Annotated in this window: 26 protein-coding genes and 1 pseudogene; 11 read left to right on the top strand and 16 right to left on the bottom strand. The window is 62.9% G+C overall.

Annotated elements, in window-relative coordinates; all coding sequences use genetic code 11:
• Nucleotides 1-28: 28 nt before the first annotated feature.
• Nucleotides 29-2,095, top strand: a complete 2,067-nt coding sequence (locus AC0V7N_RS22350; RefSeq protein WP_496627264.1) for an FUSC family protein — start codon at nucleotides 29-31, stop codon at nucleotides 2,093-2,095.
• Here the strand turns inward: AC0V7N_RS22350 and AC0V7N_RS22345 are convergent.
• Complete coding sequence (locus tag AC0V7N_RS22345; protein ID WP_496627263.1) at nucleotides 2,092-3,216, bottom strand: DUF2336 domain-containing protein; 1,125 nt, start codon at nucleotides 3,214-3,216, stop codon at nucleotides 2,092-2,094. The two genes, AC0V7N_RS22350 and AC0V7N_RS22345, sit on opposite strands and share 4 nt — an antisense overlap.
• 153 nt (nucleotides 3,217-3,369) lie before the next feature.
• On the opposite strand from AC0V7N_RS22345, the gene AC0V7N_RS22340 reads away from it, so the two are divergent.
• Nucleotides 3,370-3,822 carry a MaoC family dehydratase gene (locus tag AC0V7N_RS22340; protein ID WP_475450538.1) on the top strand — a complete coding sequence of 151 codons (453 nt, stop codon included), beginning with the start codon at nucleotides 3,370-3,372 and terminating at the stop codon, nucleotides 3,820-3,822.
• A pseudogene (locus AC0V7N_RS22335) lies at nucleotides 3,822-4,702 on the top strand (HpcH/HpaI aldolase/citrate lyase family protein). Before AC0V7N_RS22340 ends, AC0V7N_RS22335 begins: the two are co-directional and overlap by 1 nt.
• Here AC0V7N_RS22335 and AC0V7N_RS22330 read toward each other — a convergent pair.
• Together AC0V7N_RS22330 and AC0V7N_RS22325 are read right to left on the bottom strand one after the other, a co-directional pair.
• Complete coding sequence (locus AC0V7N_RS22330) at nucleotides 4,699-6,546, bottom strand: CASTOR/POLLUX-related putative ion channel (RefSeq protein ID WP_496627262.1); 1,848 nt, start codon at nucleotides 6,544-6,546, stop codon at nucleotides 4,699-4,701. The pseudogene AC0V7N_RS22335 and the gene AC0V7N_RS22330 overlap by 4 nt on opposite strands.
• Before the next feature lie 323 nt (nucleotides 6,547-6,869).
• Nucleotides 6,870-7,544, bottom strand: a complete 675-nt coding sequence (locus tag AC0V7N_RS22325) for a methyltransferase family protein (protein WP_475450535.1) — start codon at nucleotides 7,542-7,544, stop codon at nucleotides 6,870-6,872.
• Nucleotides 7,545-7,687: 143 nt separating this feature from the next.
• Between AC0V7N_RS22325 and AC0V7N_RS22320 the strand changes: the two genes are divergently transcribed.
• Nucleotides 7,688-8,404 carry a TetR/AcrR family transcriptional regulator gene (locus AC0V7N_RS22320; protein ID WP_475450534.1) on the top strand — a complete coding sequence of 239 codons (717 nt, stop codon included), beginning with the start codon at nucleotides 7,688-7,690 and terminating at the stop codon, nucleotides 8,402-8,404.
• 17 nt (nucleotides 8,405-8,421) lie between these two features.
• Here the strand turns inward: AC0V7N_RS22320 and AC0V7N_RS22315 are convergent, their stop codons facing one another.
• Together AC0V7N_RS22315 and AC0V7N_RS22310 are read right to left on the bottom strand one after the other, a co-directional pair.
• Nucleotides 8,422-9,030: a flavin reductase gene (locus tag AC0V7N_RS22315; RefSeq protein ID WP_496627261.1), complete on the bottom strand. Its 609-nt coding sequence runs from the start codon at nucleotides 9,028-9,030 to the stop codon at nucleotides 8,422-8,424.
• 1 nt (nucleotide 9,031) lies between these two features.
• Nucleotides 9,032-9,616, bottom strand: coding sequence for a nitroreductase family protein (locus AC0V7N_RS22310; RefSeq protein ID WP_475450532.1), 585 nt, complete (start codon nucleotides 9,614-9,616; stop codon nucleotides 9,032-9,034).
• A 154-nt stretch (nucleotides 9,617-9,770) separates the two neighbouring features.
• On the opposite strand from AC0V7N_RS22310, the gene AC0V7N_RS22305 reads away from it, so the two are divergent.
• Complete coding sequence (locus tag AC0V7N_RS22305) at nucleotides 9,771-10,733, top strand: RgsD C-terminal domain-containing protein (RefSeq protein WP_475450531.1); 963 nt, start codon at nucleotides 9,771-9,773, stop codon at nucleotides 10,731-10,733.
• Nucleotides 10,734-10,735: 2 nt separating this feature from the next.
• Here AC0V7N_RS22305 and AC0V7N_RS22300 read toward each other — a convergent pair whose 3' ends face one another.
• Nucleotides 10,736-11,674 (bottom strand): 1-acyl-sn-glycerol-3-phosphate acyltransferase, encoded by a 939-nt coding sequence (locus tag AC0V7N_RS22300; protein WP_496627260.1) that lies wholly within the window; start codon nucleotides 11,672-11,674, stop codon nucleotides 10,736-10,738.
• Nucleotides 11,675-11,756: 82 nt separating this feature from the next.
• Entirely contained in the window at nucleotides 11,757-13,733 is a 1,977-nt protein-coding gene (gene thrS, locus AC0V7N_RS22295; RefSeq protein ID WP_475450529.1) for a threonine--tRNA ligase, read from the bottom strand.
• A gap of 315 nt (nucleotides 13,734-14,048) precedes the next feature.
• Between thrS and AC0V7N_RS22290 the strand changes: the two genes are divergently transcribed.
• On the top strand, nucleotides 14,049-14,840 hold the full coding sequence (locus tag AC0V7N_RS22290; RefSeq protein WP_475450528.1) for an SAM-dependent methyltransferase: 792 nt from the start codon (nucleotides 14,049-14,051) through the stop codon (nucleotides 14,838-14,840).
• A gap of 5 nt (nucleotides 14,841-14,845) precedes the next feature.
• Here AC0V7N_RS22290 and blaOXA read toward each other — a convergent pair whose 3' ends face one another.
• From blaOXA to AC0V7N_RS22270, 4 genes are all read right to left on the bottom strand, one after another.
• The gene (blaOXA, locus tag AC0V7N_RS22285) at nucleotides 14,846-15,673 is read right to left on the bottom strand and encodes a class D beta-lactamase (protein WP_475450527.1); all 828 of its coding nucleotides are present in this window, start codon (nucleotides 15,671-15,673) and stop codon (nucleotides 14,846-14,848) included.
• A gap of 121 nt (nucleotides 15,674-15,794) precedes the next feature.
• Nucleotides 15,795-16,001 (bottom strand): hypothetical protein, encoded by a 207-nt coding sequence (locus tag AC0V7N_RS22280; RefSeq protein WP_475450526.1) that lies wholly within the window; start codon nucleotides 15,999-16,001, stop codon nucleotides 15,795-15,797.
• A gap of 73 nt (nucleotides 16,002-16,074) precedes the next feature.
• Nucleotides 16,075-16,449 carry a membrane protein insertion efficiency factor YidD gene (yidD, locus tag AC0V7N_RS22275; protein WP_475450525.1) on the bottom strand — a complete coding sequence of 125 codons (375 nt, stop codon included), beginning with the start codon at nucleotides 16,447-16,449 and terminating at the stop codon, nucleotides 16,075-16,077.
• 85 nt (nucleotides 16,450-16,534) lie between these two features.
• Nucleotides 16,535-16,693 (bottom strand): hypothetical protein, encoded by a 159-nt coding sequence (locus tag AC0V7N_RS22270; RefSeq protein ID WP_475450524.1) that lies wholly within the window; start codon nucleotides 16,691-16,693, stop codon nucleotides 16,535-16,537.
• 91 nt (nucleotides 16,694-16,784) lie between these two features.
• On the opposite strand from AC0V7N_RS22270, the gene AC0V7N_RS22265 reads away from it, so the two are divergent.
• A complete protein-coding gene (locus AC0V7N_RS22265) occupies nucleotides 16,785-17,702 on the top strand; it encodes a LysR substrate-binding domain-containing protein (RefSeq protein WP_475450523.1) in 918 nt (305 codons plus the stop codon).
• A 24-nt stretch (nucleotides 17,703-17,726) separates the two neighbouring features.
• On the opposite strand, the gene tolA is transcribed toward AC0V7N_RS22265, so the two are convergent.
• Together tolA and AC0V7N_RS22255 are read right to left on the bottom strand one after the other, a co-directional pair.
• Complete coding sequence (gene tolA, locus AC0V7N_RS22260) at nucleotides 17,727-18,191, bottom strand: cell envelope integrity protein TolA (protein ID WP_496627259.1); 465 nt, start codon at nucleotides 18,189-18,191, stop codon at nucleotides 17,727-17,729.
• Nucleotides 18,192-18,214: 23 nt separating this feature from the next.
• Nucleotides 18,215-18,661, bottom strand: coding sequence for an iron-sulfur cluster assembly scaffold protein (locus AC0V7N_RS22255; protein WP_475450521.1), 447 nt, complete (start codon nucleotides 18,659-18,661; stop codon nucleotides 18,215-18,217).
• Between the two features lie 239 nt (nucleotides 18,662-18,900).
• Here AC0V7N_RS22255 and folE point away from each other — a divergent pair, with 239 nt between their 5' ends.
• The 3 genes from folE to AC0V7N_RS22240 all read left to right on the top strand — a co-directional run bounded on the left by folE (nucleotide 18,901) and on the right by AC0V7N_RS22240 (nucleotide 21,096).
• Entirely contained in the window at nucleotides 18,901-19,536 is a 636-nt protein-coding gene (folE, locus tag AC0V7N_RS22250) for a GTP cyclohydrolase I FolE (protein WP_183451676.1), read from the top strand.
• A gap of 42 nt (nucleotides 19,537-19,578) precedes the next feature.
• Nucleotides 19,579-20,040: a phosphoribosyl-AMP cyclohydrolase gene (gene hisI / locus AC0V7N_RS22245; protein WP_475450520.1), complete on the top strand. Its 462-nt coding sequence runs from the start codon at nucleotides 19,579-19,581 to the stop codon at nucleotides 20,038-20,040.
• Nucleotides 20,041-20,124: 84 nt separating this feature from the next.
• Complete coding sequence (locus tag AC0V7N_RS22240) at nucleotides 20,125-21,096, top strand: patatin family protein (protein WP_475450519.1); 972 nt, start codon at nucleotides 20,125-20,127, stop codon at nucleotides 21,094-21,096.
• Between the two features lie 80 nt (nucleotides 21,097-21,176).
• Here the strand turns inward: AC0V7N_RS22240 and AC0V7N_RS22235 are convergent, their stop codons facing one another.
• Nucleotides 21,177-22,424, bottom strand: a complete 1,248-nt coding sequence (locus AC0V7N_RS22235) for an MFS transporter (protein WP_496627258.1) — start codon at nucleotides 22,422-22,424, stop codon at nucleotides 21,177-21,179.
• A 32-nt stretch (nucleotides 22,425-22,456) separates the two neighbouring features.
• A complete protein-coding gene (locus AC0V7N_RS22230; protein ID WP_475450517.1) occupies nucleotides 22,457-22,735 on the bottom strand; it encodes a hypothetical protein in 279 nt (92 codons plus the stop codon).
• Between the two features lie 94 nt (nucleotides 22,736-22,829).
• On the opposite strand from AC0V7N_RS22230, the gene AC0V7N_RS22225 reads away from it, so the two are divergent.
• Nucleotides 22,830-23,801 (top strand): GlxA family transcriptional regulator, encoded by a 972-nt coding sequence (locus tag AC0V7N_RS22225; protein ID WP_475450516.1) that lies wholly within the window; start codon nucleotides 22,830-22,832, stop codon nucleotides 23,799-23,801.
• A gap of 171 nt (nucleotides 23,802-23,972) precedes the next feature.
• On the opposite strand, the gene recJ is transcribed toward AC0V7N_RS22225, so the two are convergent.
• Nucleotides 23,973-25,754, bottom strand: coding sequence for a single-stranded-DNA-specific exonuclease RecJ (gene recJ / locus AC0V7N_RS22220; RefSeq protein WP_475460441.1), 1,782 nt, complete (start codon nucleotides 25,752-25,754; stop codon nucleotides 23,973-23,975).
• Nucleotides 25,755-25,786: the final 32 nt, after the last annotated feature.

Here is a 25,786-nt window from a genome sequence, read left to right as displayed (position 1 = left end):
ACAGGCTCAACTTGCGGAGATAAGCAATGTGACCTGGGTGCGGCTGAAAACCTATCTCGAGACGAGTTTGGCCGGGCTGACACAGCCGACGCGCTCGGACTGGATTTTCGCCCTGCGCACTGTTTCAGCCGGTCTGATCGCGCTGCTGGCCGCCTACGCCCTCAAGCTCGACCACCCGCAATGGGCGATGATGACGGTGTTCATCGTTGCCCAACCCGTCGCCGGCATGGTGCTGGCTAAGGGTTTTTACCGGTTGCTCGGCACGCTGGCCGGCGGCATCGCGGCGATCGGCATCACCACGGTGTTCGGCACCAACCCATGGGTGCTGGTGACCGTGCTTGCCGTCTGGATCGGCATTTGTACCTTCGTCTCGTCACTGCTGCGCAATCCCGAAGCCTATGGTGCGGCGCTTGCCGGCTACACCGCGATGATCATCGGCCTGCCGGCCTTCGGACAACCCCACCTCGTCGTCGACCTCGCGGTCGCGCGCTGTGCGGAGATCGTGCTCGGCATTGTCTGCGCTGGCCTGACCAGCCGGCTGATCCTGCCAAAACTGGCCAGCGACGCCATCATCTCGCGGCTGAAACGCTGCATTCTCGATCTCGCCACCTATGCCGGCGGTGCGTTCTCCGGCGGCGATCCCGCAACGCTCTCCGGCCTGCATCGAAAGCTGGTCGCCGACACCCAGACGCTTGGCGAGATGCGCGCCTATGCCAGACTTGAGGCACCGAGTTTCGCGCCACGCGCCCATCCGGTCCGGCGCACCATCGGACAACTGCTCTCGGCCCTGTCGGCGGCACGCGCGCTGCATTCGCACGCCGCCCCGAAAAACGCCGCACTCATCCCAGTGCGATCGGAATTGCATAGCCTTGTCAGTGAACTGGCGGCGAAGCCGGGCGCGTTGGACGACACCGCCCCCTGGGTGACACGGCTCGACGCGATCTCGGCCAAGGCCCGGCAGATTCCCGATGCCTCGGTCGACCAGGGCGACGACAGGGTCGGCACCATCACCCGTCTCACCATCGCCGCCGATTTCGCCGAGGCCTTCAAGCAGGTGCTGCGTGGTCTCGACGCCTTGCGCGCTCCCGTCACGCGCCCGGTTCGCGGCAGCAGGCAGCCTGCCCTGGTGGTTCACCGCGACTACCCCGGCGCATCACGCAATGCCGTGCGCGCTGCCCTTGCCACCTTGCTGGTCGCCGTCTTCTGGTTGACGACGAAATGGTCCGAGGCGGCGGGCACGGTCATTCTCGTTGCCGTCGTATCCAGCCTTTTCGCCGCTCGCCCCGATCCGGTGCAGGTGTCCTGGGGCTTCTTCAAGGGAACACTGCTGGCTTTGCCCTTTGCCTTTCTCGTCGGCCAGATCGCGATGCCTGCCCTGCCCGGCTTCGGCTGGTTCGTGCTGTTTGTCGTGCCGATCCTGGTGCCAACGGCGCTGGGCATGGCCAATCCGCGCTATGTCGGCGTGGCCACGGCCTTCGCCATCAACTTCCTCGCTTTCCTCAGCCCGCATCAGGCGATGACCTACGATCCTGGCCCGTTCTTCGCCGGCTCGGCGTCGGTGCTGGTCGGTATCTTGCTGGCGATCGGCGTCTTCATCCTGGTGCTGCCCGCCGATCCGTGGCTCGCGGCAAACCGGATCGTGCGGGCCATGCGCGAGGATCTGGCCCGGCTTTGCCTGCACGAGCGCGTGCCGAGACGTTCGGCCTTCGAGAGCCTCGCCTATGATCGGGTCAACCAGCTGATGCCGCTGGTGCAGAATTCCGGCAGCAAGGGCGATGCGGTCCTGGGCGGCGGCGTCGCCGCCGTCACAGTCGGCCTGGAAATCCTGCGGCTGCGCGAGGCGCAACAGGCGCATGCCGTTCCGTCCGAAACCGCGCTTTCGATCGCCAATTTCCTAAGGGGATTGGCACGCGAACTGCTCTTCCGCGCCCCTGGCGATCCGCAGACAGCAACCGTCGCCGTCGCCCGCCAATATGCGGCGACCATCGCCCAGCGAAGCGCCTCCGGCGACGTGCTGCAGATCGCGGCGTCATTGCGCATTATCGCCGCCGCGATCGAGGATTTTCCGGATTTTTTCGCGAGGGATAAGGGCTAAGCTGCCGCTATCGCCAGTGCGTGCCCACGCGCATTCTCGCGCAGCGCATCGAGATGGATCGACTTGATCAGGGCGGCAAGATCGCCTTCTGCGGATTGCCCGCCCACCTCTTTCAGCATCAGCCAGCTGACTTCCTGCACGCCGGCGACGCGCTTGCCGTTGGCGACTTCCCGCCAGATTTTCAGCGCGCGCAGGATGATCGCATGCGTGGCGGCGGCCAGGCCGGCGCTGCGGAACAGCGCCTGCAAGGCCACGTCGTGCCCGCCAGCCAGCAGCGTCCTTACCCGCGGCTCGGACTGCTGGCTGAGCGCGACCAGTGTAGAGCCAAAGAAATCGACCTTGCCATGCGCAATGGTGCGGATGAGGAAGCTCGCGGTGAGATCGCCGCGCAGCCTGAGATGCTCGATCAGCGCCGCATGTTCTTCCTGGCGCGTGCCTTCGATCAGCGTCACCGAAGCCTTCACGCAAGCGTCGCGCATGACGCGGTCGGCACGCGCGGCGCCCATCAAAGCCATGACCAGCGGCGATGTCTTCAAGGTCTCGCCGAGCTTGATAAGCAGCATGTGCCGGCAGTCGGCAGGCAGCCTGATATCCGATATCAATGCCTCACGCACCAGCGGCAGATGCCCGTGGCGTTCGGCCATGCGGCGGAAACTGAGTGAAGCAATGTCGGCGCCGCTATTGGCCAGCAGCATGGCGCAGGCTTCCGCCTCGCCGATCTCGGCAATGGCCGCCGACACCGCCATAGAGACAACAGGCCGATCGGCGATCAGCTTCTGCGTTGCCTTCTGGCTCGACGCCACGCGGTTGATCAGGTCGGCATCGGTGAGCAGCGGCGAGCGCGCCAGCACGACACCGGCGACTTCAGGCTGATCGGATGCCAGCGCACTGATGATCTGCAGCGGCGCGTGGTGGCTCATGGAGAGCGCTTCGGCCATCGCCAGCCGCACTTTCGACGAGGCATCGTCGAGCAGCAGCGTCAATGCCGCTTCGGCGGCGCAGCGATCCTCGAACGGCAATTCGGAATTGACATAGGCCCGGGCCAGCGCATTGGCCGCGGCGGCGCGCTCGGACACTCTTGCCGTGTAGATCCACTTCAGGAAATGCGAAACAACAACCATGCCCGTCTGCTTACGCCCCTTGCCGGAAGGTTTCCGGCCCCGCTGAGGACGGTAGGCAGAAATGGTTTACGAACGGTTCACCATGTTCATTAACTGGCTTGCGAGCGCTGGATGCAGCGCCTATCAACCGTCAATCAGCGCAGGAGACGGAAAATGGCCGGGCTATATCTCGAGGAGTTTGTCGTCGGCCGTGTCTTCCAGCACACGCTGCGCAAGACCGTCACCGAGAGCGACAACATGCTGTTTTCGGTGATGACGCTGAACCCGCAACCGCTGCATATCGACTTCGATTTCGCCGCCAAGAGCGAATGGGGCAAGCCGCTGGTCAACTCGCTGTTCACGCTCGGCCTGATGATCGGCATTTCGGTCAACGACATCACGGTCGGCACGACGGTCGCCAATCTCGGCATGAAGGAAACCGTGTTTCCGCACCCGGTCTTCCACGGCGACACGATCCGCGTTGAGACCACAGTCGTCTCGGTGCGCGAGTCCAAATCGAAGCCCGATCGCGGCATCGTCGAATTCGAGCACCGTGCCTACAACCAGCATGGCGACCTCATCGCCAAATGCACAAGGCAAGCAATGATGCTGAAGAAGACGGCCTGATGCGTTCGCTGCTGTTCGTTCCCGGCGACTCCGAGCGCAAGCTGGAGAAGGGATTTGGCGCCGGCGCCGATGTGGTGATCGTCGATCTCGAGGATTCCGTGGCGCCGCAGAACAAGGCGGCCGCGCGGGCGATTGCGGCACGCTTCATCACCGAGCGCAGGGGCAAACCAGCTCGGCGATCTATATCAGGGTCAACGACCTCTTGACCGGGCTGACGGACGATGATCTTGCCGCACTCGCTCCAGTGAAGCCGGACGGCATCATGCTGCCCAAGTCGAACAGCGGCCAGGATGTGCAGCAGCTCTCGGCAAAGCTCAGGGTTCGCGAGGCCGAGAACGGCTTGGCCGACGGCACGACCAAAATCCTGCCGATCGTCACCGAAACCCCGGCGGGTGTGCTCGCCGCCGCGACCTATGCCGGCGCAAGCGCGCGGCTCGCCGGTCTCACCTGGGGCGCGGAAGACCTCTCGGCGGCGATCGGCGCGCGCACAGCCCGCGATGAGGACGGCCGCTACACCGACGTGTTCCGCCATGCTCGCCTGATGACCATCCTTGCGGCCGGTGCCGCGGAGGTCGCTGCGATCGACACCGTGTTCCCGAACTTTCGCGACATGGCGGCCTTCGCCACTGAGTGCACTGAGGCCGAGCGCGACGGCTTCACCGGCAAGATGGCGATCCACCCCGATCAGGTGCCCGTCATCAACGCCGCCTTCACACCATCGGCCGAGGCGGTGAAACACTCCCAGGCAATCGTCGACGCATTCGCGGCGGCGGGCAATCCCGGCGTCGTTGGCATCGACGGCAAGATGTTCGACCGCCCGCATCTGCGGCTGGCCGAACGGCTGCTGGCCCGGGCCAAGGCGGCAGGGGTTTCCGCTTAATCCCGCGCCAGCACGATGATCCGGTCCTCCGGCAGATAGGCCAGCGCCTCCGACTTCAGCGGATTGACGGTGACACCGCCCAGCGCCCGCTGATCGGCGTCTCCGGCGCGGATGCGCCGGTACCCAATGGCGATCTCGCCACGCAGCCGCGCCGATTCCGCGATCGTCCAGAAGGTCAGGGGCTGGTCGATGGCGACATAGTCGGCGACCGGGCGCATGTAGATTTCAGAACACTTCTCGTCGAGCAAATCGTCGAAGATCGCGGCGAGATACTGGTTCTCCGACGCCTGCGCCAGCATCAGGCTGACCAGCCGGTTGCTGACGACGAAATCATCGGCCTTGGTCACCGCCGCAAGCTCGCGGTTGCGCACGTCGATCATCTCGCTGACGATGGAGATGTGCAGGCCGGCATCATCAGCGATCTTGCGCAGATGCAGCAGCGTCACCAGCGTGCGCGTGTCGGCGGGCTGCGCTGCCATGGTTTCGCTGTAGCCGAGGACGAGCACGTGGTCGTAGGAAGGCACGTCCAGGCTTACCAATGCCGTGCTGCTCGACGTGTCGGTGATGCGGCAGGTAACGGACAGATTGTTGCCAGCGACCAACAGTCCGGCAACTTCCTGCTCAAGACCAGGTGTATCGGCGGCGATAGTCAGGATCGAACCAGGCGCGACGTAGCGCGACAGTTCGTAGGTGATGATCGGACCGCGCCGGTTCCAGCCGAGGATCAGCGTGCGCTCCGGCTTCGCCTCGACGGATCGGGGTCCGCGGATCACGTTCGCATCGATCTTGATCCCGGTGCTTCCCAACTTGATCGCCGCATCGTCCTCAGCAATGATAATGGCGCGCATATCCCCACCGATCATCAGGTCCGACGGCGGGTTGAGATTGACGCGCCCCTTTTGGTCGCAAAGCCCGATCAGCGCGCAATGCTCATACGCCATGACAGCTTCGCCGAAGGTCTTGCCGGTGAGATCAGGCTGCTCGGTCGTGTAGATTTCGCAGCCGTCGAAATCGAGCAGCTCCGAATAGACGCCGCTGAGACCCGATTGCCGGCTCGAATGCACGACGATGCGCGAGATCAGCTGGTCGGCCAGCACGAGCTGCACCTCGGCCCCGCCGACGACGCGGGCAACCTCGGCATTCTTGCCGTCGCGGATCTCGGCGGCGATGTTGTAGGGGTCGGTGCGGCGGTTCGGATCGTTGACCAGCGCCAGCACTGTCTTGATGACCTGCGAATCCGGATCGTCGCCGTCCGGCGACAGCACGACGACCGACCGCGAGCTCTGCGGATTGACGATCGCCAGGTCGTAGAGATCGGTCGGGTCGCCGCTGCGGCAGATGATGCGCGTATTGCCCGGTTTGCCGACCTTGGCCGCGATTTCGTCCTCCATCTCGACCTTGTCCATATTGGCCATGACGACGATGCGCGGACGGCGGCGGCTGGCATTGGCGATGACGAGTTCGGAGATGACATCGAAGATCGACGGCGACCAGTTGAGGATGATGGTGTGATCGGTCTCCAGCACCCGCGACCGGCCCTTGCGCAATTCATCGAGCTTGCCGTCGACGCCGGCGCTAAGCACGCCGATGAGAGCCGACACGACGAAGATGCCGGCAAGCGTGACAACCAGCATGACGAGACGGAAGGCCCAGCCGGTATCACCGCCCATCGTGCCGGAATCGAGCGTGCGCATCAGCGATTCCCAGAACGCCTCGAAAAAGTTCAGCGGCTCGCCGCCCTCGGGCGCGATGCGGGTCACCGCGAGGAAAGCCGCGGCGGCAATGATGATCAGCAGGGAAACAACAGCGAGCCAGCCGATCAGCGCGATCGGGCCGGCGGCCATGCTCTTGTCGAAGCCGTAGCGCAGCCGGGTTCCCAGCGAGTTCTCGTTTCTTCATGCCGCCGGTGCCCCCGCACTATCCCCAAGGTCGATGCGCCAACGCACCGCCGAAGTCGCTCTCTTAAAGCAATTCCAGGAAAAGTGTGAACGGTTTTCCGTCCGGAATTGCGTCAAAACAAAGAGTTAGAGCGGTTCGCCGTTTCTGTGAAACGGCGAACCGCTCTAACCTGTGTTTGGATGAAGGGGAATCGCTATTCGCGTGTTCGCGGCTAAGGAATCCGCCGCGATGGCGAACCGCGCGAGGCGCTAACCATTTCGCCTGGCCGCTACCAGACCATCGGGATCAGGCGGTAGCGGACCTCGGTTGCGTAGTCGTCATAGCCGCGCAGGCCATTACGAAGCGTTTTCTCTTCGATGAAGGTGCGAATGGCCAGGAGAACCACGAACACGAGCACCAATACCAGTCCCCACCAGGAGCCAAGCAGGAGTGCCGTGCCGGCGAAGAAGAGGATAGTGCCGGCATACATCGGATGGCGGACATAACTGTAAGGCCCGGTGGTGATCACGCGCTGTCCGCGTTCATCCTGGATCTTCACCACCGGTGCCGCGAAACTGTTCTCCAGCATGGTCAGGTAGCAGATCCAGATTCCGACCAGCAGGACCAGCGCGCCGACCACCTGTGCCCAGACGGGAACCACTGACCAGCCGAAACGGACGTCCAGCCCCATGAAGACCTGCCAGCCGAAGATGGCGATGAGAAGTATGGACAGCAGGACCTTGTCAGCAGGGGTCTGATTCTTCTGGATGGGAGAACCCAGTCGCTCATTCATCAGGCCGGGGTCCCGCCGCACCAGCGCCATGCCGAGAGTGAGGCTGAGTCCCACCATCCCCACCAGATAGATCCAGGCCCCCAGCCAGTGCAGCGTGCCGGCTGACAGGAAGAGCAAGGCGCCCATGACGCCGAACCAGATGAATGTCTGAAGAACCATTTTCGCGATCATGATCGACCTTCCACGGTATGCCCCCGCGGCATTGGCTGAAACAGACCAATGGTCTATCATACCGACCAGTGGTCTATAATTCAAGCGGACTATCTGATATCCCGTGCTGGACGGGAACAGCCGTCGCGTGCAGAAGGTTCGTCATGCCCCGTGTCATCAAGCATCCAGAACTCAGGCGAGAAGAACTTCTGGACCATGCCCAGGCCCTGTTCCTGACGCAGGGCTACGACAGAGCGAGCCTCAACGACGTCATTGCAGCTGCCGGCGTCTCGAAAGGCGCCTTCTATCATTACTTCCCGTCCAAGGACGCTCTTCTGGTGGCGCTGGCTGACCGCTTCGCGAGACAGGCGCTGGCTGGTGTCCAGGGCATACTCGACGATCCCGGCCTCGACCCGCTTGGCCGCCTGAATGGCCTGCTCAGCCAGTCGCGACAGGCCAAGATCGAGACCGCGGCGGAGGCCTGGGCTCTTTTCGAGACGATGTTCCGGCCCGAAAACCTGGTGCTTTTCCATCGCATCAACCTGGCGGCCAGTGCGTCGTTTTCACCCCTGCTGGTCAGGATCATCCGGCAAGGCGTCGAAGGCGGCACCTTCAGGACCTTCGACCCGGAAGGTGTCGCCGACATCGTCATGCAGTTCGGTCTGGCCACGCATGACGTCGTCGCCAAGGCGATTACCGGCGGCAGCGACGCCGATATGGAGGTCGCGATCGAAGTCCTGGAGAAACGCGTCAGGCTCTACGAGATCGCTCTCGACCGCATCCTCGGCCTTCCCGATGGAAGCATCCGGATCGGCGAGCCCGGCTATATCAGGGCCGTCATGACGGCCCGTCGGCGAACCGATGTCGACAAGGCGCGGTGACTTGCCAAATCTGAAGCCTACTCCTTACCCCAGCGTGGCCGGCGCATCGAAAAGACCTCGCTGACGCTGGCATAGTCCATATAGCCGAGACGCGCGACATTGCCGGCCTTGGTGATGTCGAACAGGCCGTCTTTCAAAAAGGCATCGTCGATGTGCACGCCGACCACTTCGCCGGCGACGACGACGGCACTCGTCGGCGTTCCGTCCAGCGCCTTTGGGCGAAAGACCTCCGTCACCCGGCATTCCAGCGCGGCGGGCGCTGCCGCCACGCGCGGCGGCCTGACGAGACGCGAAGGCGCCATGGCGAGATCGGCATAGACGAACTCGTTGACGCCGCGTGGCGCGTTGACGGAGGTGTAATTCATCTTCTCCGCAAGATCGCGGCCGACCAGATTGGCGACGAACTCACCGGTCTCCTGGGCGAAGGAAGCGCTGTCCTTCTCGCCCTCCGAGGAAAACCAGACGATGAAGGGTCGCGTCGAAACGGCGTTGAAGAAGGAGTACGGTGCGAGATTGATCTCGCCTGCCCCGTTCAATGTCGATATCCAGCCGATCGGGCGCGGCGCCACGATCGCCTTCGACGGATCGTGCGGCAGCCCGTGCCCCTTGGACGGCTCGTAGAACATTTTAGCCCACCCAGGGCCCTGAGTAATCGGCATAGAGCTTTGCCGGATCGGGCCGTGGCCGCTCCGGCGCCGGGCCGGCATAAGAGCCGATATGGATGAAGCCGACGACGCGCTCCTGCGGCGCCAGTCCGAGGATCGCCCTGCCCTCCGGCACGTCGGAATACCAGTTGCTGATCATGTTGGTGCCATAGCCCAGCGCATTGGCTGATATCATCAGGTTCATCGCCGCCATGCCGCCGGACAGGAACATTTCCCATTGCGGGATCTTGGGATTCTCTTTCGGCACCGACACCACGCCGATCACCAGCGGCGCGCGCGAAAAGCGCGCCAGTTCCTGGTTGTGGCGGCCCTCGGGCAGCGGCCCTTCCCGCTGTTCGGCAAGCGCCGCCAGCTTCCTGCCGATCTCGATGCGGACATCGCCGCGATAGAGGATGAAGCGCCAGGGTTCGAGCCGGCCATGATCGGGCACGCGCGTGGCGGCGGCGATCATGGTTGCGATATCGGCATCGCTCGGCGCCGGCTCCTTGAGCTCCGGAATCGGTGCTGAATTTCGGGTCAGCAGGAAGTCGATGATCGGCGACGCCATGGGCGCAAGTCTCCTAAAACACTCTGTTTTGAGCTGAAGCGCACCATCGGGAATTCGGGCGGCTCGGCAAAGGCGCACAAGCGCCGGGCTGAAGAGTCGTCGATTGGACTCTTAAGCCTTGAAATTGCCACCGCCATGGGCTTCAACGCAAGGCATGTTTGAGGGGCGACTGCGTCTTTTCCTGGTCTGGCTCTGCGCCGCGCTGTTCCTGCTGCCGGTCTCGATGGCTGCTGCGCAGGAGAAGGACGGCGTCAGCGACCTGAAACTTCCCGGAATTTCGAGCTATGCGACGCCGAAGAGCGAAACTCCGCTGGCGCTTGGTGGCGGTGGCGCCATCACTTTGTCGGCCCAGCTGACCGACAAAGGCACAGACATCACCCGCGGCCTCGTCTGGCGTGTCTTCAAGCCCGAAGCCGTCAACGGAAAATTGCCGATGGTCGCCTCCGCGCATGGCGGCAGCGCCGTCTTCCAGCTCGAACCTGGCAGCTATCTGGTTCATGCCTCCTACGGCCGCGCCGGCGCCACCAAGCGCATCACGGTCGGCAAGGAAGCCAAGCGGGAAAGCCTCGTGCTCGATGCTGGCGGTTTGAAGCTCGATGCCGTTCTGTCCGGCGGCGTGCGCATACCGCCAAAAAAACTGCGCTTTTCGATCTATGAGGGCACCGCCGAGGCCAATGGCGACCGCGCGCTGATCATTCCCGATGTCGAGCCCAACAGTGTCGTGCGGCTCAATGCCGGCATCTACCACGTCGTCTCGACCTACGGCGCGGTCAACGCGGTGATCCGCTCCGACATCCGCGTCGAGGCCGGCAAGCTGACTGAAGCCACCGTCGAGCACCACGCAGCCGAGATCACCATGAAGCTGGTGCGCGAAGTCGGCGGCGAAGCCATCGCCGACACGTCTTGGTCGCTGCTCAACGAATCCGGCGATCCCATCAAGGAGACCGTCGGCGCCTTCGCCTCGATGGTGCTTGCCGAAGGCGACTACACCATCATCGCCAAGAACCGCGACCGCATCTACCAGAAGGATTTCACCGTCGTGGCCGGACAGAACCAGGAAATCGAGGTTCTGGCGACCGAAGCCGCGGCCATGGACCCCGAGGAAGGCGCGGACTAGCCTTAGGCTGCCAGTTTCGTGCGTGCCGGCAGGAAGGGAATGCGGCGGCGCGGTGCCGGCGGCGCCAAATCGAACACCCCGCGGTAAAGCCGGTCGAGCAATATTTTGCGGTCGCGCAGCGGCTCCAGTTCGCTCCAGCTCAGTACATCGCCGACGCGCACGTCGATCGCCTTGCCGGACAGCCGCGCGAATTCGTGGATGAGCATCGAAAGGCGCAGTGTCAGTGAGGCCTTGCCGACGAACTTAGCCACGCGGCCGTCGCGTTCGGCCATGTTCATCGGTCCGCTGATCAGATGGAACAGCCTGCCATTCTGTCCGGAAAAATGCATCGGAATGACGGACGCCTTGGCATCCTGGACCAGGCGTGCCGGAAACATCTTCCATGGCAGGTCGCGTGCCCGGCCGAAGCCCTTCGGCGCGGTGGCGACGCCACCGGCGGGAAACACCACGATGGTGACGCCTTCCCTGAGCAGCCGCACCGCCTCATGGCGCACGGCCATGTTGTTCTTCAGTGCTTCCTTGGTCTCGGAAAAGTCGATTGGCAGCGAATAGGGCTCCATCTCGCGGATCTTGAGCAGGTCCTTGTGGATCATCACCCGGAACGGCCGCCCCAACTGCTCTACCAGAGACAGCACGGCAATGCCGTCGCCGATGCCGAACGGATGGTTGGCCACGATCACCAGCGGTGTGTCCGGCAATGGCGCCGGCGGCCATTGGTCGGCGGTCCGTATCCGCACGTCGATCAGGTCGAGCATGCGGCTGAACACGCGCTCACCTGATGGCACCACCTGGCGGCGCCAGAAATCATAGAGCGCGGCATAACGGTCGCGCCCCGACAGGCCTTCAATGGAATGGATGACCCAGCGCGTTAGCACCGGTTGGTGCGGATTGGCGTAGGAAAGTTCGGGAAATGGTTTTTCGCGCAATTTCAGCTTGAGCATAGCGATTCGTTACAAGATCGGCGTGACAGGGATATGAAAATGGCGGTGGATCACTCCACCGCCATCACCAAGTGCTGTTCAATCAGGCGGCGCGCTTGCGCCGGCGATCGGGTGTGATCGCTTCTTCGGTCAGCCGTTCGATCGCCTCGGCAAGGCCAAGCGATTCCTGGTCGCGCGAGCCGAGCCGGCGCATGTTGACCGTCTGTTCCTCCGCCTCGCGCTTGCCGCAGACGAGGATGACCGGCACCTTGGCCAACGAGTGCTCACGGACCTTGTAGTTGATCTTCTCGTTGCGCAGATCGGCTTCCGCCAGAAGCCCGGCAGCCTTCAGCTTTGCCACCACCTCGGTCGCATAGCCGTCTGCCTCGGAAGTGATCGTCGCCACCACCACCTGCAGCGGTGCGAACCACAGCGGGAAATGGCCGGAATAGTTTTCGATCAGGATGCCGAGGAAACGCTCCATCGAACCGCAGATGGCGCGGTGCACCATGACGGGCTGTTTCTTTTCCGAATCCGAGCCGATGTAGAAGGCGCCAAAGCGTTCCGGCAGGTTGAAATCGACCTGCGTCGTGCCGCACTGCCATTCGCGGCCGATGGCGTCCTTCAGCACATATTCGAACTTCGGCCCGTAGAAGGCGCCCTCGCCCGGATTGATCGAGGTCTTGATCCGGTTGCCCGACCGCGTCCTGATCGTCTCCAGCACATTGCCCATGATCGCCTCGGCATGATCCCACGCCTCGTCGGTGCCGACGCGCTTGTCAGGCCGTGTCGACAGCTTCACGCTGACCTCTTCAAAACCGAAATCGGCATAGGTCGACAGGATCAGATCGTTGATGCGCAGGCATTCCGCCGCGAGCTGCTCTTCGGTGCAGAAGATGTGCGCGTCATCCTGCGTGAAGCCGCGCACGCGCATCAGTCCATGCAATGCGCCCGATGGTTCATAGCGATGCACATTGCCGAATTCTGCAAGTTTTACGGGCAGATCGCGATAAGACTTCAACCCATGCTTGAAAATCTGCACGTGGCCCGGGCAGTTCATCGGCTTGAGCGCAAAGACGCGGTCGTCGTCGGTATCGTCGCCGGCGACCGTCACCTTGAACATGGCGTCGCGATACCAGCCCCAGTGGCCCGACGTTTCCCACAGGCTCTTGTCGAGCACCTGCGGCGCGTTGACCTCCTGGTAGCCTTGCTCGTCGAGACGGCGGCGCATGTAGTTGACCAGGTTCTGGAACATCTTCCAGCCCTTGGCGTGCCAGAAGACGACGCCCGGCCCCTCTTCCTGGAAATGGAACAGGTCCATCTCGCGGCCAACCTTGCGGTGGTCGCGCTTCTCGGCCTCCTCCAGCATCGTCTGGTAGGCATCGAGCTGCGCCTGGTCCGCCCAGGCCGTGCCATAGATGCGCGTCAGCATCGGGTTGTTCGAATCGCCGCGCCAATAGGCGCCGGCCACCTTCATCAGCTTGAAGGCGTTGCCGATCTGGCCGGTCGAGGCCATGTGCGGGCCACGGCAAAGGTCGAACCAGTCGCCCTGCGCGTAGATCTTGAGATACTGGTCCTCGGGAATAGCGTCGATCAGTTCGAGCTTGTAGCGCTCGCCCTTGTCGGCAAACACCTTTTTCGCCCGGTCGCGCGACCAGACCTCCTTGGTGAACGGCTTGTTGCCCGCAATGATCTCGCGCATCTTCTTCTCGATCACCGGAAAGTCGTCGGGCGTGAACGGCTCGTTGCGAGCGAAGTCGTAATAGAATCCGTTCTCGATCACCGGCCCGATGGTCACCTGCGTTCCCGGCCATATCTCCTGCACGGCTTCCGCCAGCACGTGCGCGGTGTCGTGACGGATGAGCTCAAGAGCGCGCGCGTCGTCACGGGTGATGATCTCGACCTTGCCGGACTTGCCGAGCGGGTCGGAGAGGTCGCGCACGGTGCCGTCGATGGCGTAGGCGACGGCCTTCTTGGCCAGCGACTTCGAGATCGATTCGGCAAGGCCTGCACCAGTCATCGCCGCGTCGTAGTCGCGGACGGAGCCATCGGGAAATGTCAGGGAAACGGAATTCAGCATTTGGTTCTCCTATCCAGTCCCGCAAACGAGCGCGGGTGGTTGAAATGCATGTCACCCAAAAGTGTATGGCGGTTTTGGGGTTACGACATGCATAGGGTAAAGCCGGATGCGCCAATCACATGGACAAACGGCAGCGGGCGGTTTTTAGAGGCACTGCCGGGCCAGGTAAAGAGCGCTGATTGGCCTGGCCGTCAGGAAATGTCGCCAGAGATGTCGCAGGTCCGTCGCCCAGGCTTGCGAACATCCCCGCAATCGTCTGGAATTGTCGATATGGAACACGCAACACCCAGCCGAACCGCCCTTGGCGTCGCACGCATGAGGGCCCTGCATCAGTTTTCACCGCAGGCGGGGCTGTTTCGCGATCCCTACGCAATCGCGATTCTGGGTGAAGCCGCGCCCACGGCACAGGAGCTCGAGCAGGAAGACGAGCGCCGACGGCGCATGCGCCTGTTCGTCACCGCGCGCGCCCGCTTCGCCGAGGACTGGCTGGCGGCGGCGGTCCGTCGCGGCATCCGCCAGCTCGTCGTGCTTGGCGCCGGCCTCGACACTTTTTCGCTACGCAATCCGTATCCGGATCTCAGGATATTCGAAGTCGACCACCCGGCCACGCAAGCCTGGAAACGCAAATGCATTGCCGACAGCGGTCTTGCCGAGCCACCCGCCACCAGATTCGTGCCAGTCGATTTCGAGCGGCAAAGCCTGTCCGCGGAACTGGCCGCGGCCGGTTTGCAGTCGACCGAGCCCAGCTTCTTCATGTGGTTGGGGGTCGTGCCCTACCTGACGAAAGAAGCGATCTTCAAAACGCTGTCCTGGATTGCCGGCGTCCCAGGCTCGGAGGCCGTGTTCGATTACAGCGAACCGGCTGAGAACCGCGATGCGGCGGGACAGGCTGCGCTGGCCTTCCATGCGGCGCGCGTCGCCGCTGTCGGGGAGCCATGGATCAGCTTCTTTGTTCCAACCGACCTGGCGAAATCCCTGACCGACCTCGGCTTCGACGAGATCGAAGATATCGAGAGCGGCGATATTGCCGCCCGCTTTTCCGGAGCACCGAAGGCAGCGACGAGCAATTCCGGCGGTCACATCATCCGTGCCCGCCGAAGCGTCTGACCAATTTATTTCATCAGCAGCGGCAGGTCCTTCAGAAACCCGGAGCGTGTGCTCCAGCCCTTCGGCACATCGGTGCGCTTGGTGTCGACGATAAGACGCGCAAAGACGATCTGCTGGCCGTCCTTCTTCGCCCAGCCGACGAACCAGCCGAGCGAACGCTTGTCCCTGATCTTGTCGGCATCGCTAGCCAGCCTTGTGCTGCCGGTCTTGCCTTGCACCGTCCAGCCTCCGGCCTTGAATGTCGGGATGATGGCTGACGTCATGTCGTAGGCCTTGGCTGAAACCGGCAGCTTGCGCGCCAGCAGATTGCGCAGGAAATCGACCTGCTCGACCGGCGTGATCTTGAGCGAGGAATTCACCCAGGAATGGGTAAGGCCGTCATTCTTGCCGGGATTGCCGGAGACGTCATTGTTGCCGTAGCCGAGTTTCGAGACATAGCCGGCAAAGGTCTCCGCCCCGAGCCGGCGCGTAATCTCGCGGGAGAACCAGATAATCGAATCCCGTTCCCAGATCACCGGATCGACAGTCTTCTGATCCCGTTTCACCGCGTTGAATTCGGGTCTGTAACCCCAAGTCGGCGTATGCTCGTCGCTCAGGATCCCGGCATCATAGCCGATCAGCGACAGCGGCACCTTGAACGTCGAGGCAGGGCTGAACCGCTGGTCACAAGTGCCGTCCTGATAGAGCGTCTTGCCGCTCGCCGCATCGGCAATCAACGTACACTGCACATCCCCAAGCGGCGCCGACTGCGCGCGCATCGGGAACCCCAGCAACCAGGCGAGCAGGAACAGGACTCCAGCCAGGATAAAGGGAAGACGGTCGATGTTACGCATTGATGCTCGCTCCAGAAGGGGTGTTCGCGAGCGGCTTAGCGGGGTCTCTTGTCTCGATTTTGTCTCAAATGCGCAGTCTTTGTGCACGCTTGCGTTAACCCTACCGGATCGTAAACACAGCCTAGAGGATGACCGGCCTTCGAACGGCCTTGCGCGGTTGAGGATCAGGTTCTGAAGCGCCTTTGGTAACCCGACTGGAGCTGGTTGGGCTTTCATTCATAGCTTTCGGCACGTCGCGCGGCTGCGGCGTTGTTCCGAGAAATTCGGGCAGCAATCCATCGCCCCGTTTTGCAGCGTGGATGTGGATCGCAAGAAACAGCGACATCATGGCAAACCTCCAATTCTGGAGGTCTTAGTGTCGCCTCGGCCCACAAGCGACGCCACCCGTTTCCGGACTATCCTCAGCTGTCGGTTTTGCCGCCTTTTTTGCCGATCCGCCAGTACCGCCAGGGCATGAACCAGACGTAGCGGTCCGCCAGCACTTCCGGCACCAGGTCGATGCCATGCGTGCCAAAGGGCCCGCAGCGCAGCACGCGGAAAAATCCCATCCAGCCGCCCGCCCACAGGCCATGGCGGGCGATCGCCTCATGCGCGTATTCCGAACAGGTCGGCAAATGCCGGCAGGAATTGCCGACAAAGCCGGACAAAGTCAGCTGGTAAAGGCGCACGAACGACGTGCCGAGGAGACGGCCAGGCGTCTTGCGCCATGGGCCGGGCCAGTTGCGGCCGCGCCCCGGCGGTCTGGCAGTATGGGCATGCCCATGCGGGTCGTGCACCGCAGTCTCCGTATCGCGTTCTGTCCCGCGATAGATGTGAGCTTCGTCATGAGAACGCAATCCCCGCCCCTTGTCCCCCGTGCCGTCATGAACGGAAGCGGCGAAATGGCTGCCTGTCGATCGGAGGCGCCCAGCGGCCGGGGCTGGCCGGCTCCTCGCTGCGCTTTGCATGATGCCTTTCGTCACGCCATTGAAACGTTGCGATCCGCATCACATCGCCGAAGATGCTCAGGAACTGGATCATGGTCGGTCTCCTTTGATGCGATTAGACCGCCGCTGGCCTTGGCCTTCAAACGAGTATAATTTCCACTTCGGATAACCCTGGATTATGCGAAATGAAGCGCGGACGCCTGCCATTGACGGCATTGAGGAGTTTTGAGGCGGCCGGCCGGCATCTGAGCTTCAGCCGGGCCGCCGAGGAGCTTTTCGTTTCGCAGGCGGCGATCAGCCGACAAATCCGCGAGCTCGAAACCTTCCTGCGCCAGCCCTTGTTCGAACGTCACCATCGCCGCGTCGAACTGACGGATGCGGGCCGCCGGTTGCTCGCCCAATTGGTCAGGAGTTTCGATGACATCGACAGACTGCTTTCGGAATTGGTCGCTGTCCCCGCGCAGTCCGTGGTTCGTGTCAGCGTCGAGCCGTCGCTTGCCTCCGTCTGGCTGGTCCCCAGGCTCAACCGGTTTCGCCAATTGCGACCCGACATCGACGTCTCGCTCGAAGTCGACCCGAGGCTGATCGAATTCCGCAGCGATCAGCCCGAGCTTGCCCTACGCTTCAGCGCCCATGCCATCTCTTGGCCTCGCAGTCAGGCCGAGCGGCTTGCCTCGACCGTCGATTCACCGGTTCTGTCGCCAGCGCTGCTCGCCTCGGGCCCTCCCCTTGAGAAGCCGATCGACCTCGCCCGCTACACACTTTTGCACGAGGAAAATCGCCAGGGCTGGGCGCGCTGGTTCGAAGCAGCCGGCGTGCCCGCAGATGCCGTGCCGGCGCGGGGTCCCATGCTGGCGGACGCATCGCTTTCAAAGCAGGCCGCCCTGCTCGGGCATGGCGTGGCGCTCGGCGATCTCTTGCAGATCGGTGGGGAAGTCGCAGCCGGCGCGCTGATCAAGCCATTCGATATCGACGTTGCATCCGGCGCCTACTGGCTGGTGGCCAGGAATTTGCGCGATCTTTCCGAGCCAGCCGCGGCTTTCGCAGACTGGCTGAGAAGCGAATTTGCCGAAAGCAGACGGACCCTGGAAGCAACTGCTTGAACCGGTTCCCGAGCCTGGCTTCAGCTACTTTGACTTCTTGTATTTTCCGAGAAATTTGTCGATGTCGTTCGCATCCACCTTCGAAGGCCCAGCCGGCGGGGCTTCTGCCGGATTGAATGTGAGGACGACATCGCGCCACAGATCATAGTGGGCCGCATAGGGTATCAGCCCCGGAAATGGCGCGCAGCGCGTGATAGCCCGAACCGCAGCCACGGCAACCTTGTCCAGCGGCGGTGTCACGGGGCTGATGATTTTTGGCGGGCCGGCGAGCGATCCGTCCCTGTTCAGGCTGATCTGAACGCGTGCAACGCTCGTGGTGTTTGCAGGCATGTTCCAACAGACCTGGATAGCCTTCATGAGATAATCGCCGATGTCCCGCGTGGTCGCCACGTCGGCCCGGCTCGAGCCGCAGCTCGACGCGAATACGCTGGCAAGGCTCCAGACGAACACCAAGCCATGGAAGGAACAGTGCCGCGAGCGGCCGCGCATCGTGAAAAGCGGAAACCGCAAGGTCAGGCCGCTTCTTCGGCGCGCTTCTTCTCGATCTGGCCGATGGCGTCGACCACGGCGTCGAAGGTCAGCATGGTCGAGGCATGGCGCGCCTTGTAGTCGCGCACCGGCTCCAGGTACTTCAGGTCGGCGAAGCGTCCCTCCGGCGGAGCGCCATCGTCCTTCAGCATCTTCAGCATGGTGTCGCGCACCGCGCGCAATTCCTCGGCACTCGCGCCGACGACATGTTGCGCCATGATCGAGGACGACGCCTGGCCAAGCGCGCAGGCCTTCACGTCATGGGCAAAGTCGGTGACCACGCCGTCTTCCATCTTGAGGTCGACGGTAACGGTCGAGCCGCACAGCTTCGAATGCGCCTTGGCGGTCGCGTCAGGATGATCGAGGCGGCCGATGCGGGCGATGTTTCCGGCAAAACCGAGAATTTTCGCATTGTAGACGTCGTTGATCATATTTTTCCAATCCGTCGCCGCCAAGCGAACAGCGATTGCCGCTGCTGCGTCTTCCTTTCACTCGCTACGATCTTATATAATGCTGGCAGTCCGGTATCGACAAGGCATGAGCGCCGCTGTCCTGGCCGGGAAGTTCACGCCGCTTACGGGGCTGGAAACGGGGCGAGTTTCCGACACCGAAAGGTCGTGGTCCGTTCAACTCGTTCCTCCTTGGAGAGGAACTACGGGAGACGCCTTTTATGGATGCCGTCATCAAGAAACTCATGCCCCAGTCCGCCTACATGGAAAAGCCGGTCACCGACCGGCCGAGCGAAGCCGAAGTCGAGGCCGCCGTGCGCACATTGCTGCGCTGGACCGGCGACAATCCGGACCGCGAGGGGCTGATCGACACGCCCAAGCGCGTCGCCAAGGCCTATCGCGAAATGTTCGGCGGCTACGACATGTGCCCGGCGGAGGAACTCGGCCGGACCTTCGAGGAGGTCGCCGGCTACGACGATCTCGTCATCGTCAAGGACATCACATTCCATTCGCATTGCGAGCACCACATGGTGCCGATCATCGGCAAGGCGCATGTCGGCTATCTGCCTGACGGTAAGGTCGTCGGCCTCTCCAAGATCGCGCGGGTCGTCGATATCTTCGCCCATCGCCTGCAGACGCAGGAAGCACTGACCGCGCAGATCGCCGGCGTCATCCAGGATGTGCTCAACCCTCGCGGCGTCGCCGTCATGATCGAGGCCGAGCACATGTGCATGGCGATGCGCGGCATCCGCAAGCAGGGCTCGACCACGCTCACCTCCACCTTCACCGGCGTGTTCAAGGATACGCCCGAGGAGCAGGTTCGGTTTGTCACCATGGTGCGCGGCGGCGGGGCGTGAGCCCGTCGCCGGCATCACGGTCAGCAGGAAAATAGACCGGCGATGTCGGCACTCGAATTTCCCAAAGCTTCGTCAGACAAGAAGGCCCTGGAAGAAGGCGCGGTGTTCTCACCGCGCTTCGACGCCGCCGGTCTTGTCACCGTCGTCGTCACCGATGCCGAAGACGGCGTGCTGTTGATGGTCGCGCATATGAATGCGCGGGCGCTCGCGCTAACCTTGGAGACGGGCATCGCCCACTACTGGTCGCGCTCGCGCAATGCGCTTTGGAAAAAGGGCGAGACCTCGGGCAATTTCCAGCACGTCGTCGAGATGCGCACCGACTGCGATCAGGACGCATTGTGGCTTCGCGTAAAAGTGTTGGGCCACGACGCAACCTGTCACACTGGCCGGCGTTCATGCTTTTATCGGACGGTGGGGCTGGTCGACGGCAAGGGGACGCTTGTTGACGACGGCAGCAAGCCGCTGTTCGATGCGGAAACCACGTATCGAAAGCCATCGTCTTGAACCTTCTGCCTCACACCAACCACACAGATTCATCATTTCGATACGGCCCGTCCGTATATTAGCCTTGGGACAAGGGAGATCGTGATGCTCGAGTGGGCGTCATTGCGTAACAGACCGGATGTAAGGGAGGCCAACGGCCCCGCTTCGTCCGGCGGCGCGTCCGAGCAAAAACCGGCAAAGAAAACAGGCATTTCGCTCGCCCTTGGCGGTGGCTGCGCCCGAGGCTGGGCCCATATCGGCGTGCTGCGCGCGCTCGATGAAGCTGGCATTGAAGTTTCGATGATCGCCGGCACCTCGATCGGCGCGCTGGTCGGCGGCTGTTATCTCGCCGGCAAACTGGATGAGCTGGAAGAGTTCGCCCGCAGCCTGACCAAGCGGCGCATCTTCGGGCTGCTCGATCTCAATCTGCGTGGCAGCGGCCTCTTCGGTGGCATGAAGCTCGATGCACGACTGCGCGAGCATATGGCCGGTATCCGTTTCGAGGATCTGCCCAAGCCGTTCGTCGCCGTCACATCCGAAATTCGCACCGGCCACGAAATCTGGCTGTCGAGCGGCTCGCTGATCACCGCCATGCGCGCCTCCTATGCACTGCCTGGCGTGTTCGAGCCCGTGAACTGCAACGGCCGTGTGCTGGTCGACGGCGCCCTGGTCAATCCGGTGCCGGTATCGGTCTGCCGCGCCTACGAGCAGCCGCTCGTCGTGGCGGTCAATCTTCACTACGACCTGTTCGGCCGCGCCGCCGTGATCAAGCACAGCGCCGGCGAACTGGTCGTCGAAAAGGACGCGCCGCGCGCCGGCCGTGTTGACGCCGAGCACCAGTCACATCAGACGCGCCTCGGCATCACCGGCGTCATGGTCGAAGCCTTCAACATCATCCAGGACCGCATCTCGCGCGCCAGGCTGGCCGGCGATCCGCCCGACATGTCGCTGCAGCCCAAGCTCAGCCATATCGGCCTCACCGAGTTCCATCGCGCCGACGAGGCGATCCAGCTCGGCTACCAGGCGACGATGGCGCAGATCGGCGAACTGAGCCGGCTGCAGAGCGTTTTGGCCTGATACATATCGCCAGATGCATGCAAACAGCTGGAGCGCGTCGGCTCGATGCGACGCGCTCCAGGCACCCCGACTGAGCCGGATCAGCTGGCGGCTTCGGCAGACTTGGCGGCATCCCTAGGTATCGCTGGATTCTGCTTCAGCATCAGAGCCAGGACCGCACCAAGGAAAACCGCGGCCGCGGCAAACAATCCCGCCATACGCAATCCATTGACGACATCCGTTGCGCTGGCCGCCTCGCCACCCAAACCGACATTGGCGACGACAAGACTGGCGGCCAGACCCAATGCCGCGCCAATCTGCAGGGAGGTCGACCCCAGCGCCGACGCCACGCCCTGTTCGTTGGCGGCAACTCCGGAAGCGGCGGCTACGAACAGCGTCGTAAAGGCGATGCCACCACCAAAACCATAGATGAGGATGCCGGGCAGCACGGCCCAATACGAACCGCCTGGCGACAGGGCAAGAGCAATCGCCACCAGCCCGAGCCCATAGATGAGCATGCCGGTGAACATCGTGGCGCGTGTCCCCCAATTGTCGAGCAGCAGCGCCGCGCCCTTCCCGCCACCGATCATCGCCAGCACACCGAGCGGAACGAATGCCAAGCCGGCGGCGAGTGCGTTGTAACCGAGCAGGTTCTGAAAATAGGTCGTGAGAAGGTAGTAACCGGAACTCAGCGCCATGTGATGAAAGAAACTGACACTCATGGCCGTGACGAGGCTGCGATTGGCGAACAGCCGCAACGGCGCGAGCGGGTCACGCACGCGTTTCTCGATGAGAATGAAAGCACAGAGCAGCAGCGCGCCAACCACAAGCGATCCGGCGCTGCGAACCGTAGTCCAACCCACTTCAGGCCCGCGGGCCAAGCCGAACACCAGCAACGTCGCGGCTGCCGTCACAACCAGCGCGCCCAGAAGATCGAACCCTCGCCTCTGGCCTTTGCCCACCGGATCGGGCGCCAGCAACGCCGGCGCGGCGATCAGGGCAGCGCCCAAAGCCAATGGTACGGTGAAGAAGAAGACCGCTTGCCAACCCCAGCCATTGGTCAGGACGCCTCCGATGATCGCACCGGCCGCCAGACCACCGCTTCCTGTTGCTCCCCAGACCGCCAGCGCCCGGTTGCGTTCGGCACCTTCCGCGAAGCTCGTGTTGATCAGCGCCAGTGTTGCGGGAAAGAGAAGCGCCCCGCCCAGGCCCTGAACTGCCCGAGCGACCACCAGCGTGAGCGCGTCGGGGGCAAATCCACCTGCAAAGGACGAAATGCCATAGAGCACGAGCGCCAGAATGAACATGCGCCGCGGGCCAAGCCGGTCAGCCGCGCGGCCGCCGAGCAAGAGAAAACCGCCAAAGGCCACGGCGTATGCGCTCACCACCCATTGCAGCGGCTGGTGGTAAAGCCGACATCCCGGCCGATATCCGGCAGGGCGACATAGACGATGTTGTAGTCGATCGCGATTATGAACTGCGCGAAGGCCAGCAGCGCGAGCCTGAGCCCGGACCAGCGTGGCGGTTGTGCGACGACATTTGAGTCCGGTGTACTCAATGCGCCCGTATCGGTTTGATTCAGCGATTTCTGCATTTGTGATTGTCCCAGCCATGGATTGCGCAGTCCGCTCTTGGTCAGCGAGATCCGCGTGTTGCCCATGCTGGAGACGCCGAGCCTATTTCGGAATTGGCATTTTTGACAAAGATTGTGCTAAACTTGCCATCCAACGAAGACGATACCGGGAGTGCCGCGAATGGCTGACAGGTGCATCCATGTCGTGATCTGGCTGCCGGCCGATTTCTATTCGGCGGTTGTCTCGACGCTGGCCGAAATGTTCCAGCTCGTGAATGACGTCCGCGGCTCACAGGTTCTTTCATGCGAGTTCGTTTCCAGGGCATCGCCGGCGATGTCGACGACGGGAATTTCCTTTCCGACGAAGACGCTTCCGTCCCGGAAAATGGACGTGTTGATTCTCATCGCGATGCCGGGTGTCGAGATTCCCGAGCTTCTCCGCTCGCTTGAGAAGGAGAGCGAACACTCAAAGCCGCTGATCGCACTCGCGCGACAACAGGAAGCAATCATCGCGGCACACTGCGGCGCATGCTATCTGCTCGCTGACACGGGTCTTTTGGACGGCAAGCGTGCGACGATATCCTGGTGGCTGAAGTCCCACGCAATCAGCCGATTTCCGCAAGTCGAATGGGACTCTTCGCGCATGCTTGTCCGCGACGGTCGCCTTTACACCTGCGGCGGCGGATTTTCCGGGCTGGAACTCGCCAAAGCCTTGCTGGCCGATCTGGGTTTCGCGAAGGAGGAGCGGATCGTTCGAAAACTCCTGGTTCTTCCACCTTCGCGCAAATTTCAAAGCCCCTACGAATTTCCTCTCGAAGACCCTCCGAAAGAACCCAATCCACTGGAGAACAGACTGCGTGAACTCGCGGAAGACAAGATACGTGAAATCGATCTGAACGTTCTGGCGGCGGGGCTTGGTGTGTCTGCGCGAACGCTGTCACGCCGATTTGCCAGTGAGCTCAAGACGACACCGGGAAAATGGATCCAGGAAAAGCGGCTAGAAATGGCAAGGTCCCTGCTTGAGGCAACGAAGCTGAGCATTGCGGAGATCTGTTATCGCGTAGGCTACCAGGATGTCGCTTCGTTCAGCCGCACCTTTTCCAAAACGACCGGAATGGCGCCGGGCGAATTTCGAAAGCAAGCTCGATCATAGGCCGCTCGACAGTGACCGTACATGCACCCGGTCGTGCTGGGTGGCGGCAAGCCATACTTCCAGTCCGGCCTGTCGCTGGCGTTGAGGCCGCTTGGCACGGAAAGCCTCCCCCAGGGCGTGACGCTGCTGCGTTATGCGCCGGTCAGCCAAACTGGGTAGCTTCAGGCGCGGCTACGCCCGCGCCGCATCGACAATGCGAAATTGCACCGTGCGGTTGCCATTCCAGTAATTGCCCGACAGCGAGCCGGCGACATGCACGGTCTTGCCCCGGTTCTTGAACAGGAATTCGCCAAGTGCGGTGTCGACGGCGCGAAAGGCGATCGCCTGGATGCGGCCACCGCTGTCCGACTGCAATTCGCAGCGGATGTGGTTGGTGCCGACCGGCCGGGCGTCGGCCAGCCGATGGCGCGGCAGCACGAAAACCGGTGCGACGTGACCAGCGCCGAAGGGACCGGCCTTTTCCAGCGCATCGAGCAGGCCGAGCGTCGCGCCTTCCGCGGCAAGCGCACCGTCGATCGCCAGGCTTTCCTCGTCCTGCAGCCGAAACACGTCGGCGGCCGCCCGCTCCTCGAAGAATGCCCTGAGTTCGCCCAGCTTGGCGCGCTCAACGGTGATGCCGGCCGCCATGCCATGGCCGCCGCCCTTGACGATCAGCCCGGCATCGGCGGCTTCACGCACCAATCGGCCGAGATCGAAACCAGACACCGAACGACCCGAACCGGTACCGATGCCCACAGCGTTGAAGGCGATGGCGAAAGCCGGCCGGCGCGCATGATCCTTCAGCCTCGAGGCGAGCAGGCCGACAATGCCGGGATGCCAATTGTTGCTGGCGGTGACGACGATCGCCGGTCCGTTGCCACCCGCGAGTTCGGCATCGGCCTCGGCACGCGCCGCGGCCAGCATCTCCTGCTCCATCTGTTGCCGTTCCTGGTTCAGCCGGTCGAGCGTCTCGGCGATGGTCCGCGCCTCGACCGGATCGTCCGTCGCAAGCAGCCGGCTGCCGAGAGCGGCATCACCAATACGCCCGCCGGCATTGATGCGCGGACCGATCAGATAGGCGAGATGGAAGGTGCTGACCGGCTCGCCGATGCGCGAAACCCGAGCCAATGCGGCCAGCCCTTCATTCTTCTGCTGACGCGCCACTTGCAGCCCTTTGACGACGAAGGCTCGGTTGATGCCGGTGAGCGGCACCACGTCGCAGACGGTGGCAAGCGCCACGAGATCAAGCAGCGAAAGCAGGTCGGGCGGCGCGACATCGCTCAGGCCGCGCAGGATCTTTGCGGTCTGCACCAGGGCGAGGAAGACGACACCGGCGGCGCAGAGATGGCCCTGCCCGGAAAGATCGTCGTCACGGTTTGGATTGACGACGGCAATTGCCGCCGGCAAGGCGCCGCCGACCTGATGGTGGTCGAGCACCACGACATCGGCGCCGGCTTCATTGGCCGCATCGACGGAAACGGCGCTGTTGGTGCCGCAATCGACGGTGACGATCAGCGTCGCGCCGCGCGAGACGAGCTCGCGCATGGCATCGGGATTGGGGCCATAGCCCTCGAAGATACGGTCTGGAATATAGATTTCCGACGGTATGGAGAAATGCGCCAGGAACCGCTTCAGCAAGGCCGACGAGGCGGCGCCGTCGACATCGTAGTCGCCGAAGATCGCCACCTTCTCCCTCGCCATCACTGCCGCGGCGATGCGGGTGGCGGCTTTGTCCATGTCCGTCAGCGAGGCCGGATTCGGCAACAGGTCGCGGATCGTCGGATCGAGGAAGCGCTCGGTCTCATCGGCGGTCACGCCGCGTCCGGCAAGCACGCGCGCGACGATGTCGGGCACGCCATGGCCCTGCGCGATGGCAAGCGCGACCATGTCCTGCCGTTCGGTCAGCCGATGCTCCCAGGAGAGACCGGTCGCCGACTGCCTGACATCGAGGAAGAGGCGCTTGTCCCCCATCATGCGCTTTGCCAATTCATGGTTGGCCGCAGGAT

This window comes from Mesorhizobium kamtschaticum (assembly GCF_056174585.1).
Note: the sequence above shows the minus strand (reverse complement) of the source record. Positions and strands in the feature narration are given on the sequence as shown.

Coding starts and splice junctions, on each gene's coding strand:
- recJ (WP_475460441.1), bottom strand. CDS start 25,754: ATGATGGGGGACAAGCGCCTCTTCCTCGATGTCAGGCAGTCGGCGACC.
- AC0V7N_RS22255 (WP_475450521.1), bottom strand. CDS start 18,661: ATGATCAACGACGTCTACAATGCGAAAATTCTCGGTTTTGCCGGAAAC.
- AC0V7N_RS22330 (WP_496627262.1), bottom strand. CDS start 6,546: ATGGCCGCCGGCCCGATCGCGCTGATCGGCTGGCTCGCTGTTGTTTCC.
- AC0V7N_RS22265 (WP_475450523.1), top strand. CDS start 16,785: ATGAAGCGCGGACGCCTGCCATTGACGGCATTGAGGAGTTTTGAGGCG.
- folE (WP_183451676.1), top strand. CDS start 18,901: ATGGATGCCGTCATCAAGAAACTCATGCCCCAGTCCGCCTACATGGAA.
- AC0V7N_RS22280 (WP_475450526.1), bottom strand. CDS start 16,001: ATGATGTCGCTGTTTCTTGCGATCCACATCCACGCTGCAAAACGGGGC.
- blaOXA (WP_475450527.1), bottom strand. CDS start 15,673: ATGCGTAACATCGACCGTCTTCCCTTTATCCTGGCTGGAGTCCTGTTC.
- AC0V7N_RS22305 (WP_475450531.1), top strand. CDS start 9,771: ATGTTTGAGGGGCGACTGCGTCTTTTCCTGGTCTGGCTCTGCGCCGCG.
- AC0V7N_RS22225 (WP_475450516.1), top strand. CDS start 22,830: ATGGCTGACAGGTGCATCCATGTCGTGATCTGGCTGCCGGCCGATTTC.
- AC0V7N_RS22300 (WP_496627260.1), bottom strand. CDS start 11,674: ATGCTCAAGCTGAAATTGCGCGAAAAACCATTTCCCGAACTTTCCTAC.
- hisI (WP_475450520.1), top strand. CDS start 19,579: ATGTCGGCACTCGAATTTCCCAAAGCTTCGTCAGACAAGAAGGCCCTG.
- AC0V7N_RS22325 (WP_475450535.1), bottom strand. CDS start 7,544: ATGATCGCGAAAATGGTTCTTCAGACATTCATCTGGTTCGGCGTCATG.
- AC0V7N_RS22315 (WP_496627261.1), bottom strand. CDS start 9,030: ATGTTCTACGAGCCGTCCAAGGGGCACGGGCTGCCGCACGATCCGTCG.
- AC0V7N_RS22230 (WP_475450517.1), bottom strand. CDS start 22,735: ATGGGCAACACGCGGATCTCGCTGACCAAGAGCGGACTGCGCAATCCA.
- AC0V7N_RS22240 (WP_475450519.1), top strand. CDS start 20,125: ATGCTCGAGTGGGCGTCATTGCGTAACAGACCGGATGTAAGGGAGGCC.
- AC0V7N_RS22310 (WP_475450532.1), bottom strand. CDS start 9,616: ATGGCGTCGCCGATCATCGACTTCCTGCTGACCCGAAATTCAGCACCG.
- tolA (WP_496627259.1), bottom strand. CDS start 18,191: ATGCGCGGCCGCTCGCGGCACTGTTCCTTCCATGGCTTGGTGTTCGTC.
- thrS (WP_475450529.1), bottom strand. CDS start 13,733: ATGCTGAATTCCGTTTCCCTGACATTTCCCGATGGCTCCGTCCGCGAC.
- AC0V7N_RS22320 (WP_475450534.1), top strand. CDS start 7,688: ATGCCCCGTGTCATCAAGCATCCAGAACTCAGGCGAGAAGAACTTCTG.
- AC0V7N_RS22290 (WP_475450528.1), top strand. CDS start 14,049: ATGAGGGCCCTGCATCAGTTTTCACCGCAGGCGGGGCTGTTTCGCGAT.
- AC0V7N_RS22340 (WP_475450538.1), top strand. CDS start 3,370: ATGGCCGGGCTATATCTCGAGGAGTTTGTCGTCGGCCGTGTCTTCCAG.
- AC0V7N_RS22345 (WP_496627263.1), bottom strand. CDS start 3,216: ATGGTTGTTGTTTCGCATTTCCTGAAGTGGATCTACACGGCAAGAGTG.
- AC0V7N_RS22270 (WP_475450524.1), bottom strand. CDS start 16,693: ATGATCCAGTTCCTGAGCATCTTCGGCGATGTGATGCGGATCGCAACG.